This window comes from Poseidonibacter antarcticus, from assembly GCF_003667345.1.
Lineage (GTDB): Bacteria > Campylobacterota > Campylobacteria > Campylobacterales > Arcobacteraceae > Poseidonibacter > Poseidonibacter antarcticus.
This window is the reverse complement of the sequence record NZ_RCWF01000001.1, coordinates 174,529-187,939: the sequence shown is the minus strand read 5'-3', so window position 1 is coordinate 187,939 and position 13,411 is coordinate 174,529. Positions and strand designations below refer to the sequence as shown.

Here is a 13,411-nt window from a genome sequence, read left to right as displayed (position 1 = left end):
TATTTTTTATCCTAGATTTTTGAATCTTCTTGTATATATTCGTGTGCCATATATGAACTTCTAGCGTATGGGCTTGCTTTTACAAAATCAAAACCTAATTCCAAAGCTAATTCTTCATATCTTTTAAACTGTTCAGGTTTTACATATTCTATTACTTTTTCATACTCACCTGTAGGAGCTAAATATTGACCGATACTTAAAAATTTACAACCAACTGCTAATAAATCCTTGAATACTTGAATCATTTCTTCTTCAGTTTCCCCAAGTCCTACCATTAAAGCTGTTTTTGTTTTTATTTTATCGCCACCAAGTTCTTTAAGTTTTCTTAAAACTTCTAATGATCTTTCATAATTTGCATTTCTTCTTATTCTATACAAACTAGGAACTGTTTCGACATTGTGTCCGATGATTACTGCACCTGACTCAATGACTCTTTTTAGACTATCTTCTTTTCCTTTAAAATCAGGAATCAAAATCTCTACTTTTGTACCAGGTGCTTTTTCTAAAATATCTCTTGTAACTTTATAAAACTGCTCAGCTCCACCATCTTTTAAATCATCTCTAGCAGGGCTTGTAATTACTACAAATTTAAGACCAAGTCTTAAAACTGAAGTTGTAACTTTTTGAATCTCTGTTTCATCAACGCCACTTGGTAATCCTGTTTTAACATTACAATATGTACATCTTCTTGTACAAATAGCCCCTAAGATTAAAAAAGTTGCATTTTTATTTGCAAAACATTCACTAATATTTGGACATTTGGCTTCTTGACATATTGTATGAAGTCCTCCAACATCTTTTAAAAGATTTTCCATTTCTATTTGAGTATGTGGTGTTAATTTTTTTCTTAACCATTCTGGTTTTTTATATTTTACTTCTCTTGTTGTAAAGTTACTTGTCATTTCTTTTGTCATAATATTTATCCTTCGTATAATTCATTATATATTTTTTGTTCATTTTCATCTAATTTAGAATCTATTAACTGTGCATTAAATGTTTTAATAAATGCTTTTTGTAAAGCTTCTTTAGCTTGATTAAAATCTATATTAATAGAGAAATCTTCCAAAGATGAGCCGTATCTTTCGTTTTTTTCAATAGTTTTTAAAGGAATTGAACCATGTTGGAAAATCACATTTTTTGATCTCTTTTGTGCATTTCCACCAATCTTTTTTCCATTGATTATAATATCATAAGCTTCAAATCCCACTTGGCAAAATGCATTTTTGCTTAAAATTATCTCTTCTATATCTTTTGCAAAATTGGCTTTTAAACCAAAACTAGAATAAAATTCAAGAATAAAAGAACAAATTAACTCATAAGTTTCTTTTACTCCCTTGTTTTGTATATAACTAGTTGGAATTATTAAGGAATATGAAATATCATGTCCATGAAACAATACTCCACCTCCTGTTATTCTTTTTGCAAAATTATTTTTATACTCTTCTAATAGTGTTACATAATCACTTGGATTTTGAGAAAGCCCAAAAGTAACGCTATCTTGCCACGAATATAGCCGTAAAACTGGTAAACTATCTTTTTTAAAAGCTTTAAATAATGCAGAATCTATACTAGAGTTAGCTTTTGCATCAAGATTTTGAGATATAATAAATCTAAATTTATTGTTAAAAATCATTTCAGGCCTTAAGTTTAATTTATATATTTTTATAATACTTCTATTTAAGAAGAGTTTAAAAAAATTATGAATTTTAGTAAACGTGTAAGTTTATTATAATTTAGATTCAATTATAATAAAAAACTAATATTAATAATTAATATAATTTTAAGAATTAAGTATTATTTTTCAAAGGAGATTTATGTCATCGTTAAATTTAGAAGATATTAACCCGTTAGAGACTCAAGAATGGATTGAGGCTTTAGAGGCAGTTATTGAAGAAGAAGGTATACAAAGAGTTCATTTTTTACTTGAAAAGTTAATTGATAAGTCAAGAAGAAGTGGTGGGCATTTGCCATATGACGCAACAACAGCTTATATAAATACTATTTCGCCAAATGAAGAGCCAAATATGCCTGCAAATATGGATATTGAAAGAAAAATCAGATCTATAATTAGGTGGAATGCGCAAATTATGGTACTAAGAGCATCTAAAAAGAATTTAGAACTTGGTGGTCATATTGCATCTTTTCAATCATCAGCAACAATATATGATGTTGCTTTTAATCACTTTTTTAAAGCACCAACTGAAAAAGACGGTGGAGATTTAATATATTTCCAAGGTCATATTTCTCCAGGTATTTATGCAAGAAGTTATATTGAAGGAAGAATCTCTGAAGATCAAATGGATAACTTTAGACAAGAAGCATTTAATGATGGACTATCATCATATCCACATCCAATGCTTATGCCAAACTATTGGCAATTCCCTACTGTTTCAATGGGTCTTGGACCAATACAATCTATTTATCAAGCAAGATTCTTAAAATATCTTACTCATAGAGGAATAAAAGATTGTTCAGATCAAAAAGTTTATTGTTTCTTAGGTGATGGTGAAACAGATGAACCTGAATCTCTTGGAGCTATTGGATTAGCAGGTAGAGAAGGATTAGACAACTTAATATTTGTTGTAAATTGTAACTTACAAAGACTTGATGGTCCAGTTCGTGGAAATGGAAAAATTATCCAAGAACTTGAAGGTGAGTTCAGAGGTGCTGGTTGGGAAGTATTAAAAGTAATTTGGGGAAGCCTTTGGGATCAACTTCTTGCAAAAGATACTTCAGGAAAACTTCTTGAACTTATGGAAAAAACTGTTGATGGTGAATATCAAAACTTTAAACAAAAAGGTGGAGCTTATACAAGAGAAAACTTCTTTAATAAATATCCAGAAACTGCAAAACTTGTAGAAAATATGAGTGATGATCAGATTTGGAAATTAAATAGAGGTGGACATGATCCTGTAAAAGTTTATGCTGCATTTAAAAGAGCAAATGAAACTGTTGGACGACCATCAGTTATATTAGCAAAAACTGTAAAAGGTTATGGAATGGGTGCTGCTGCTGAGGGTATGAATATTGCTCATGGTGTAAAAAAAGTAAATTCTTCTGACTTAATCAAGTTTAGAGATAGATTTGATATTCCAATTTCAGATGAAGAAGTAGAAAAATTCTCTTATTATAGACCAGAAGAGGATTCAGCTGAAGTTAAATACATGAAAGAAAAAAGAGAAAATCTTGGTGGATTTGTTCCTCAAAGAAGAGAAAAATTCTCTACAAAACTTGAACTTCCAGCACTTAGCGCATTTGATTCGATAACAAAAGGTAGTGGTGATAGAGAGATTTCTACAACTATGGCACTTGTTAGAGTCTTAAATGTGTTAATTAAAGATAAAAAAATTGGTAAAAAAATTGTTCCTATTGTTCCTGATGAAGCTAGAACTTTTGGAATGGAAGGTATGTTTAGACAAGTTGGTATTTATTCATCAGCTGGACAAAAATATATTCCACAAGATAAAGAACAAGTAGCTTACTATAAAGAAGATATAAAAGGTCAAGTTTTACAAGAAGGAATTAATGAATTAGGTGCAATGAGTTCATGGATTGCAGCAGCTACTTCTTATTCTGTAAATGATTGTCCTATGATTCCATTCTATGTATTTTACTCAATGTTTGGATTCCAAAGAACAGGTGATTTATGTTGGGCAGCAGGTGATCAAAGATCAAGAGGTTTCCTAGTTGGTGGTACAAGTGGTAGAACTACATTAAATGGTGAAGGTCTTCAACATGAAGATGGTCATTCACATATTTTAGCAAATACAATTCCAAATTGTGTTACTTATGATCCAACTTACGGATATGAAGTTGCTGTAGTAATTCAAGATGGAATAGAAAGAATGTATGGTGAAAAACAAGAAGATGTTTTCTATTATATTACAACGTTAAATGAAAATTATAAACAACCAGCAATGCCTGAAAATGCTGCTGAAGGTATTATTAAAGGTATTTATAAACTTAAAACTGTTGAAGCTAAAAATGACTTTAAAGTTAAATTATTAGGTTCTGGTTCTATTTTCCAAGAAATTCTAAAAGCTGCTGATATTTTAAAAGATGAGTATGGAATTTCTAGTGATATTTATTCTGCTACTTCTTATAATGAATTAGCTCGTGAAGCTCAAGATGTAGAAAGACATAATCTTTTAAATTTAGATAAAGAACAAAAATCTTCTTATGTAAATACTCTTTTAGGAGATGATGAAGAAAATATCATTATTTCAGCAACTGATTATGTAAAAACATATTCAGAACAAATAGCACCATTTGTAAAAGGAACATTTAAAGCCTTAGGAACAGATGGATATGGTAGAAGTGATAGTAGAGCAAACTTAAGAAGTTTCTTTGAAGTTGATACTAACTTTATTGTTTATACTGTTTTAGCACAACTTGCAATAAATGGTAAAATCAAAAAAGATGTTGCTACTGATGCTATGAAAAAATATGGAATTGATGCAAATAAAATCAATCCATTAAAATCATAAGGAGTTAAAAATGGCAAAAATATATGATATTTTTATTCCTGATTTAGGGGCTGATAAGGATGTTGATTTAATCGATGTTATGGTTAAAATCGGGGATAAAGTTGAAGTTGAAGATGGACTTATTACACTAGAAACTGAAAAAGCTTCAATGGATGTTCCAACAGAACATGCAGGAGTTATAAAAGAAATTTTATTAGAAGTTGGTATGAAAGTAAATAGTGGAGATTTGATTGCTAGAATTGAAGCAGAAGATGAAGTCTCAGAAGAAGAACCAAAAGTAGAAGTAAAAGAAGAGAAAAAAGTTGAAACACCAAAAGTTGAAACTCAAGCAGAAGAGACTACTGTCTCACAGACTTCTACTCAATTTGTAAAAGAACAATCAATAAAATCAGTTGTGGAAGAAGTAAAAGTTCCAGACTTAGGGGCTGATAAAGATGTTGATGTAATTGATGTTATGGTTAAAGTAGGAGATATTATTAGAATTGATGATGGTCTTATTACTTTAGAAACTGAAAAGGCATCGATGGATGTACCTGCACCTTTTAGTGGAGAAATCATTGAACTATTTGTAGAAACTGGAATGAAAATAAATAGTGGTGATTTAATTGCAAAAATAATTAAAACTGTTGTAATTGAAAATAAAGTTCCAACTCCAGCTTTAAATACTTCAAGTACTCCTGTTGTAGTTGAAAAAGCAACTCCTTCAAGACCTACTGTTCAAGAAGTGGCAGCTGCTAGTACTCATAGCGAAGAAAGTAAAGTTTTAACAAAAAAAGCTGCAAAAGTTTATGCATCACCTAGTGTACGTAAAATTGCAAGAGCATATGGTGTTGACTTAGGTTTTGTAAAAGGAAGTGCTAAAAAAGGTAGAATTGTTAAAGAAGATATTAGAGAATATGTAAAAGAACAATTAAATAAACCATCAAGTAGAACAGGAATTGATGTTGGATTTAATCTTCCTGAAGCAAAAGAGATTGATTTCTCAGCATTTGGAGAAATCCAAAAAGTTGAACTTAGTCGTGTTCAAAAAGTTTCAGGTCCATTCTTACATAAAAACTATTTAGCTATGCCTCATGTTGCACAATTTGATGAAGCTGATATTACAGAACTTGAAAAGTTTAGAAAAGAACAAAATGCAATTGCAAAAGATTTCAAACTTTCACCTTTAGTATTTATTATTAAGGCTGTTGTAAAAGCTTTACAAATTCATCCAAAATTCAACTCAAGTCTAAGTGTAGATGGTCAAGAGTTAATTATGAAAAAATACTTTAATATTGGTGTTGCTGTTGATACACCAAATGGATTATTAGTTCCTGTTATTAAAGATGCCCATAAAAAAGGCTTTAAAGAAATTGCTATTGAATTAGCAGCACTTTCAGTAAAAGCAAGAGATGGAAAATTAACTTCTGCTGATATGCAAGGTGGTTGTTTTACAATTTCAAGTTTAGGTGGAATTGGTGGAACTTATTTCACTCCAATTATAAATGCACCTGAAGTTGCGATTTTAGGAATTTCAAAATCTCAAATTAAACCTGTGTTTAATGGAAAGAAATTCAAACCAAGATTAATTTTACCTTTAAGTTTATCTTATAACCATAAAGTTATAGATGGTGCAGATGGTGCTAGATTTACTACAACATTAGCAGAACTTTTAAGTGATATTAGATTACTAAATCTTTAAGGAGTTGGAAAATGGAAGAAATTAAAACTCAAGTTTTAGTAATAGGGGCTGGACCTGGTGGTTATTCAGCTGCATTTAGATGTGCTGATTTAGGTTTAGAAACTGTTTTAGTAGAAAGATACGAAACACTTGGTGGAGTTTGTTTAAATGTTGGTTGTATTCCTTCAAAAGCATTACTTCATATTGCCAAAGTAGCAGAAGAAGCGAAGCATGTAGAAAAAGCAGGAATTAGTTTTTCTGCTCCTTCTATAGATATTGAAAAAATTGCTGCTTATAAAAGTGGTGTTGTAAAGAAACTAACTGATGGTTTAGGTGCTATGTCAAAAATGAGAAAAGTTAATACTCTTCAAGGGTATGCTTCATTTTTAGATGATAATAGTGTTGAAGTTGTTTTATCAACAGGTGAAAAAAGAAAAGTGACTTTTGATAATTGTATTATCGCAGCTGGTAGTCAAAGTAGTAAAATGTCATTTATTCCTCATGAAGATCCTAGAATTTGGGATTCAACAGATGCTTTAGAAATAAAAGAAATTCCAAAAAAACTTTTAGTTTTAGGTGGTGGAATTATTGGTTTAGAAATGGGTACTGTTTATTCAACACTTGGAAGTCAAGTAGATGTTGCTATTCGTGGTACACAACTAATGACAGGAACTGATAAAGATTTAATTAAACTTTATACAAAAGCAAATAAAGATAGATTTAATATTATGACTAAAACTCAAACAGAATCTATTATTCCTAAAAGTGATGGAGTATATGTAGAGTTTAAGGGTGATAATGCTCCTAAAGAAGGTATTTTATACGATGCTGTTTTAGTTGCTCTTGGAAGAAGTGCAAATGGAAACAAAATTGGACTTGAAAATACAGGTGTTGAAGTTGATGAAAAAGGTTTAATCAAAGTTGATAGCCAACTTAGAACAAAAGTAAATCATATCTTTGCAATTGGAGATATTATAGGTCAACCAATGCTAGCACATAAAGCTGTTCATGAAGGTCACGTAGCAGCTGAAGTAATAGCAGGACACAATGTATTCTTTGAACCTAAACAAATACCATCAATAGCTTATACATTCCCTGAGATTGCATGGGCTGGTATGACTGAAAATGAAGCAAAAGAAAGTGGTATAAACTATGAAGTTTCATCTTTCCCATGGAGTGCATCAGGACGTGCATTAGCAAGTGATGTTTCAACTACAGGTATGACTAAATTAATATTCAACAAAGACACTAACCAACTTTTAGGTGGTGCTTTAGTTGGAGAAAATGCGGGAGAACTTTTAGGTGAAATTTCGCTAGCTTTAGAAATGGATTGTGATGCTGAAGATATTGCGCTAACGATTCATGCTCATCCTACTCTTCATGAGTCAATAGGAATGGCTGCTGAGATTTATGATGGTTCTATTACAGATTTACCAAATGCAAAAGCTGTAAAGAAAAAATAATTCTTTTAAACTAACAAAAACTACAAAGTAAACCTTAAAATAATTTAATATTTTAAGGTTTACACTTCTAATCAGTAATGATACTAATTATCACTTTTATAAGAATTTAAGACTACCTTTGTTAACATCCCATTAACATTTTGTTAATAAATAATTTAAAAGATTTAATTGGAGAGTTATGGAAAAAAAAGAAAAGAAAATTAATACTGAAGAAATCTTTATTCACTCAAATATTATAACAATAATTCATGATAATCAAGAATATCAATTGAGAATTACAAAAGCGAATAAACTAATCTTAACAAAATAACAAAAAATAAAATAGCAAGCAAAAATTTTAAGTATTCTTCTAAATAAATAGCCAGCCAAATATTACAATATACTTTATAAGGAAAATAAATGAAATTTAAAATTGCAAGTTCTCTTGCTGCACTATTATTATCTCAAAGTTCATTAACTGCGAATGAAACTACTACAATAGATGATATTACAGTAAGTACTGCTTCTGGATATGAACAGAAATTAGCAGATGCACCAGCTAGTATTTCTGTTGTATCAAAAGCTGATTTACAAAAAAAACCATATACAAATTTACTTGATGCTGTAAGAGATATTGAAGGTGTTGATATTGGTGAAACTAGAGATAAATCAGGTCAAGGTAGTATTAGTATAAGAGGTATGGGTTCTGATTATACGCTTATTATGATTGATGGTAAAAAACAAAATAATAATGGTGATATTTATCCAAATAGTTTTGGTGGATTCCAAAGTGCAAACTTACCACCACTTGAAATGATTGAAAGAATTGAGATAATTAGAGGTCCAATGTCTACACTTTATGGTGCAGATGCTATGGGTGGTGTTGTAAATATTATTACAAAAAAGATATCTAAAAAATGGACAGGTTCATTTACTCAAAGTAAAACATTTCAATCAGATAGTCAATTTGGAAATGATACTACAAGTGATATTGCAATTTCAGGTCCACTTATTGAAAATAAATTAGGTTTAAGTTTAAGAGGAAGTTATTACGATAAAGAAGAATCAAATCCTGAAACAAGCAGTGGAAGTACTTTTGGTGGTTCTGGGCAAACTATGGATAATCAAAACTGGTCATTTGGAACAGGTTTAACTTTTACACCAAATGATAATCATACAATTAAAGTTGATTATGATATTTCAAAACAAAAATATGATAATAGTGAAGGACAAATTGGAACAATAGATTCATATGATACTATTTTTGATACACAAAGAGTTGGATATGATGAAATTCAAAGAATGGAAAGGGAACAATATTCAATTTCACATGAAGGAAATTGGGATTTAGGGAAGAGTACAATAGGGGTACATCATATTAGTTCTGAAAACTTTGGAAGAAGTTTACCATTAAATGCATCACAAAGACAATTTATTGCAAATAATACAAATGGAAATGGAGAAAATTGGCAAAGTGTTGATGAAGCACTTCAAAATTCAGAATTTGCTGCACTTATGCCAAGACCAGGGAGAACTTTAAAATCGCAAAATACTACTTATGATGCAAAGTTTGAAATGCCTTTAGATAATCACCTAATTGTTGTTGGTGGACAATATGTAGAGGGTGAAATGGAAGATGGTGTATTTGGAATGACTGCTAATTCTGTTACTGAATCTGGAATTACATTAGATTATAAACAATGGGCTTTATTCGCAGAAGATACGTGGATGACTACTGATGATTTTTCATTTACTACAGGTCTTAGATATGATAATCATGATTCATTTGGAAGTAATATAAGTCCAAGGGGATATGCTATTTATAGTTTAAATGAAAACTGGACTTTTAAAGGTGGAGTTTCTACAGGTTATAAAACACCTAAAACAAGTGATTTATTTGATGGAGTTACAGGTTTTGGTGGACAAGGTACTAAACCTTGGTTTGGAAATCCTGATTTAAAACCAGAAAAAAGTTTAAATAAAGAACTTGCAGCATATTATACTCATGAAAATGGGCATAATTTTAATATAACATTATTCCAAAATGATTTTAGAGATAAAATTGAAAGAAGTGATGAAAATATTGATATTCCAGAAGAATGGGCTGATTTTGGTGTAATTGCTGGACAAATGCAAAATATTGGTGATGCTACAATAAAAGGTATTGAAATTGCAGGGAAGTATAATATTACAAATGCTGTATCACTTAAAGGTAATTATACTTATACAGATTCACAAAGAGATGATACAGGAAATCCTTTGGGATCAAGTGCAGAGCATTTATATAATGTAATAGTTGATTGGCAAATTAATCCTAAATGGAATACATTTATCAAAATGTCTGGTGAAAAAGGTAGATGGTATGATGACTATGATGATTACTACGATGATTTCCAAGTATTTAATTTAGGTGGTTCTTATAAATTATCTAAAAATGTAACTTTTAATGGTGCAATTAACAATTTATTTGATAAAGATTTTACAGGTACTAAAATCTACTCAGATGATGGTGAACTTGTAGAAGATTATTCTTATAACTTAGCTCAAAAAAGAAGAGAATTTTGGTTAAGTATGAATGTAACATTCTAAAATAAAAAGAAGTGAATTATTTCACTTCTTTTATATTCCTTCTCTTCAAATACCTTTATTTAAAGAGCGTTATTATCTAATTTGAGATATACTTTTCTAAAGTATATTAACTATAAAATACAACTTCCAAATAGTCCATATCCAAATCATAATTTTTTAAAATGAGTATAAATGAACAATATAACTAAGCAAAATGTAGATTTAAATGAAGAGAAAAACACATCTAAACTAACAGAACACCAAAAAGAAATATTTAACAATATTACAGGTTTAATTGATATAAGAATAAAAAGTATTCTAAAAACAGAAAATATATATGATTATATGATTTCTCTAACAGGAGCTGCTGGGACAGGAAAGACATTTTTAACAGCACAAATTGCTAAATATTTTAGAGATAAAAAAGATACAGATTTTAGCTTTACAATAACTGCACCAACACATAAAGCAGTTGGTGTAATATCAGAGATGTTAAGAAAAAATAAAATACAAGCAAGTTGTAAAACAATACACTCTTTTTTAGGAATAAAACCATTTCGTGATTTTGATAAGGGTATTGAAACTTTTAAAGTAGATAAAACAAAAAAAACTCATGATAGTGCATCTATACTAATAGTAGATGAAAGTTCAATGATTGGATCAGAATTATTTGAATATATAAAAGAAGCTCTAGAAGAAGAAAGAGTAAAATTTGTATTTTTTATAGGTGACCCTTTTCAGTTATTACCTGTAGATAATAGTGAAAATCAAATATATAAATTAAGAAATAAATTTGTTTTAAAAGAAGTTGTAAGACAAGCTGAAGATAGTTATATTATTAAAATAGCTACAAAACTTAGAGAAAGTATAGAAACAAAGAATTTTATTCCTTTAAGACAATTTTTTAGTGAAAATTATCATGAAGAATTAACATTTTTTAATAATCATAGAGATTTTTTGGCAGATTTTTATAAAAATGAACAATGGTATAATGAAGATAAAATTATTGCAACATATAAAAATAAAGATGTAGATTCTTTTAATAATCTAATTAGAACTAAGTTTTGGGAACAAAAAAATGTCTTAAATCCTCCTACATTTCGTACAGGAGATACCCTGCGTTTTAAAGAAGCTTATAGTGTAAATGATATTTCTTTATATCATAATGGACAAATAGTAGAACTACAAAGTGCAATACTTAAATATCACGAAACTTTAGATATAAATTTTTGGGAATGTAGAGAAGTTGGCTCTTTAGATCAACAAATATTTAGAGTAATAGAACCTGCAAGTATAAAAGTTTTTAATGATAAACTAAAATTAATAGTTTCAACAGCTAAAAAAGCTCAACATCCTAGTAAAAAAGAGTTATGGAAAACATTTTATTCAGTAAGAGATATGTTTGCAGATGTTCAATATGTACATGCTTCAACTATTCATAAACTACAAGGAAGTACTCACGATGTTGCATATATTGATCTTTTTTCTTTATCAGATAATAGATATATGAGTGATGATGAAAAATATAGATTAACGTATGTTTCTATTACAAGAGCTAGTGAAGATATAAAAATATTTATGCCTAGATTTGAAGTTACTAATAAAAAAGCATTAATAAATGTTGCGGATGAATTTGATGCTATAGATGATTTATTAAAGAATTTAAAGATTTAGAAAAAGAGAATAGAATAATTTACTTTCTTCTATCCCTAACATCTTTTATCCATAAAAGATTTAATATAAATACAGTACCAAAAGAAAGTACCGTTGAAACTAATGCAGTTCCCATATATAAAGATAATGCAATTTCACTTATATTATCATTCATTGTTTCAAAACTGAATTCTATTGGGTCTTTTACATTTAAAATGAAATTACCTACTTCATACTCAAAATAGTAGATAAAAGGCATTGTTAAAGGATTAGAAATCCAAACTAAGGGTAGGGTTACTGGAAAATTAACCTTAAATAGTATTGCTAAAAAAGCTACTAATAGCATTTGAAAAGGCATAGGAATAAAAGCAACAAACACGCCTATAAAAACACCACCTAAAATCTTTCTTCTTGAAAGACTCCAAATTTCTCTTTTATTTAACAATTTACCAAAAACCTTTAATAGTTTTTGCTCTTTTATTTTTTCATGTGTAGGTAAAACTTTTCTTAATTTTGCTCTTGGCACATTTCCTCTTTTATTTAAATATTTATTATTGTACCTAATTCCTATTAGATTAAGAATAAATTTTCTTAAAATTAGTAATATCATTGTACAATACAAAAAAATTTATACACTAAGATAATATTATGGCACAAAAAGAAAATAAAAAAGGCTTACATAAACGTAATCCTCACAACAATAGATATGATTTCCCTGAACTAATTAAAAGTTTTCCACAACTTGGCGATTATGTTTTTGAAAATAAACATGGTGATTTATCAGTCGACTTTGCAAATGCACAAGCTGTTCTTAATTTAAACAAAGCACTTTTAGCTCATTTTTATGGGATTAAAGAATATTCAATTCCAGAAGGTTATCTTTGCCCTCCAATTCCTGGACGAGCTGATTATATTCATTATATTGCTGATTTATTAGCAGAAAATACAAAAGGCGTAGTTCCAAGAGGTTCAAAAATAAAAGGTTTAGATATTGGTATTGGTTCAAACTGTATTTATCCTATTATTGGAAATAGTGTTTATGGTTGGGAGTTTGTAGGTTCTGATATAGAACAAGAATCTATAGAATCATCACAAAATATTGTGAATTCAAATGCTTCTTTAAAAGGAAAAGTTGAGTGTAGATTACAATTAAATCACGATAGTATTTTTACAGGAATTATAAAAGAAGATGATAGATTTGATTTTACATTATGTAATCCTCCTTTTCATAAAACACAAGAAGCAGCAATAGCAGGAAATAAAAGAAAGATTTCAAACCTTACAAAACAAGTTGTTGATAAAGCATCTTTAAACTTTGGTGGTAAAAGTAATGAGTTATGGTGTAAAGGTGGAGAAGTTGCATTTATTAAAGCAATGATGAGACAAAGTAAAAAATATGCTAAAAATTGTTTTTGGTTTACAACTATTGTTTCAAAAAAAGGGAATCTTCCTTATATTTATGATGTTTTAGATGAAATTAAACCAGCAGAATATGACACTATTGATATGCAACATGGACAAAAAATATCTAGAATCGTGATTTGGACTTTTCTTACAAAAGAAGAGCAAAAAGAATGGATAAAAAATTGGGATGTTTAATG

At 29.2% G+C, this 13,411-nt stretch carries 10 protein-coding genes; 7 read left to right on the top strand and 3 right to left on the bottom strand.

Annotation, left to right across the window (positions count from 1 at the left end; all coding sequences use genetic code 11):
• Nucleotides 1–11: 11 nt before the first annotated feature.
• Together lipA and D9T19_RS00950 are read right to left on the bottom strand one after the other, a co-directional pair.
• Entirely contained in the window at nucleotides 12–914 is a 903-nt protein-coding gene (gene lipA / locus D9T19_RS00955; RefSeq protein WP_228197936.1) for a lipoyl synthase, read from the bottom strand.
• Between the two features lie 5 nt (nucleotides 915–919).
• Nucleotides 920–1,633, bottom strand: coding sequence for a lipoate--protein ligase family protein (locus tag D9T19_RS00950; RefSeq protein WP_121626323.1), 714 nt, complete (start codon nucleotides 1,631–1,633; stop codon nucleotides 920–922).
• 181 nt (nucleotides 1,634–1,814) lie between these two features.
• Between D9T19_RS00950 and aceE the strand changes: the two genes are divergently transcribed.
• The 6 genes from aceE (at nucleotide 1,815) to D9T19_RS00920 (ending at nucleotide 11,831) form a co-directional block, all read left to right on the top strand.
• Nucleotides 1,815–4,487: a pyruvate dehydrogenase (acetyl-transferring), homodimeric type gene (gene aceE / locus D9T19_RS00945; protein ID WP_121626322.1), complete on the top strand. Its 2,673-nt coding sequence runs from the start codon at nucleotides 1,815–1,817 to the stop codon at nucleotides 4,485–4,487.
• Nucleotides 4,488–4,497: 10 nt separating this feature from the next.
• Nucleotides 4,498–6,168: a dihydrolipoyllysine-residue acetyltransferase gene (aceF, locus tag D9T19_RS00940; protein WP_121626321.1), complete on the top strand. Its 1,671-nt coding sequence runs from the start codon at nucleotides 4,498–4,500 to the stop codon at nucleotides 6,166–6,168.
• A gap of 11 nt (nucleotides 6,169–6,179) precedes the next feature.
• Nucleotides 6,180–7,610: a dihydrolipoyl dehydrogenase gene (gene lpdA, locus D9T19_RS00935; RefSeq protein ID WP_121626320.1), complete on the top strand. Its 1,431-nt coding sequence runs from the start codon at nucleotides 6,180–6,182 to the stop codon at nucleotides 7,608–7,610.
• 178 nt (nucleotides 7,611–7,788) lie between these two features.
• Complete coding sequence (gene hemP, locus D9T19_RS00930; RefSeq protein ID WP_121626319.1) at nucleotides 7,789–7,920, top strand: hemin uptake protein HemP; 132 nt, start codon at nucleotides 7,789–7,791, stop codon at nucleotides 7,918–7,920.
• A gap of 89 nt (nucleotides 7,921–8,009) precedes the next feature.
• Nucleotides 8,010–10,178 carry a TonB-dependent receptor domain-containing protein gene (locus tag D9T19_RS00925; RefSeq protein WP_121626318.1) on the top strand — a complete coding sequence of 723 codons (2,169 nt, stop codon included), beginning with the start codon at nucleotides 8,010–8,012 and terminating at the stop codon, nucleotides 10,176–10,178.
• 171 nt (nucleotides 10,179–10,349) lie between these two features.
• On the top strand, nucleotides 10,350–11,831 hold the full coding sequence (locus tag D9T19_RS00920) for an ATP-dependent DNA helicase (protein WP_121626317.1): 1,482 nt from the start codon (nucleotides 10,350–10,352) through the stop codon (nucleotides 11,829–11,831).
• A gap of 19 nt (nucleotides 11,832–11,850) precedes the next feature.
• On the opposite strand, the gene D9T19_RS00915 is transcribed toward D9T19_RS00920, so the two are convergent.
• Complete coding sequence (locus D9T19_RS00915; protein WP_162984517.1) at nucleotides 11,851–12,336, bottom strand: DUF2062 domain-containing protein; 486 nt, start codon at nucleotides 12,334–12,336, stop codon at nucleotides 11,851–11,853.
• 122 nt (nucleotides 12,337–12,458) lie between these two features.
• Between D9T19_RS00915 and rlmF the strand changes: the two genes are divergently transcribed.
• Nucleotides 12,459–13,409, top strand: coding sequence for a 23S rRNA (adenine(1618)-N(6))-methyltransferase RlmF (rlmF, locus tag D9T19_RS00910; protein ID WP_121626315.1), 951 nt, complete (start codon nucleotides 12,459–12,461; stop codon nucleotides 13,407–13,409).
• Nucleotides 13,410–13,411 lie beyond the last annotated feature (2 nt).

Bases quoted from the DNA above. Each gene is read 5' to 3' on its own strand.
- lpdA (WP_121626320.1), top strand. From the start codon at position 6,180: ATGGAAGAAATTAAAACTCAAGTTTTAGTAATAGGGGCTGGACCTGGT.
- aceF (WP_121626321.1), top strand. From the start codon at position 4,498: ATGGCAAAAATATATGATATTTTTATTCCTGATTTAGGGGCTGATAAG.
- D9T19_RS00920 (WP_121626317.1), top strand. From the start codon at position 10,350: ATGAACAATATAACTAAGCAAAATGTAGATTTAAATGAAGAGAAAAAC.
- rlmF (WP_121626315.1), top strand. From the start codon at position 12,459: ATGGCACAAAAAGAAAATAAAAAAGGCTTACATAAACGTAATCCTCAC.
- D9T19_RS00925 (WP_121626318.1), top strand. From the start codon at position 8,010: ATGAAATTTAAAATTGCAAGTTCTCTTGCTGCACTATTATTATCTCAA.
- D9T19_RS00950 (WP_121626323.1), bottom strand. From the start codon at position 1,633: ATGATTTTTAACAATAAATTTAGATTTATTATATCTCAAAATCTTGAT.
- hemP (WP_121626319.1), top strand. From the start codon at position 7,789: ATGGAAAAAAAAGAAAAGAAAATTAATACTGAAGAAATCTTTATTCAC.
- aceE (WP_121626322.1), top strand. From the start codon at position 1,815: ATGTCATCGTTAAATTTAGAAGATATTAACCCGTTAGAGACTCAAGAA.
- lipA (WP_228197936.1), bottom strand. From the start codon at position 914: ATGACAAAAGAAATGACAAGTAACTTTACAACAAGAGAAGTAAAATAT.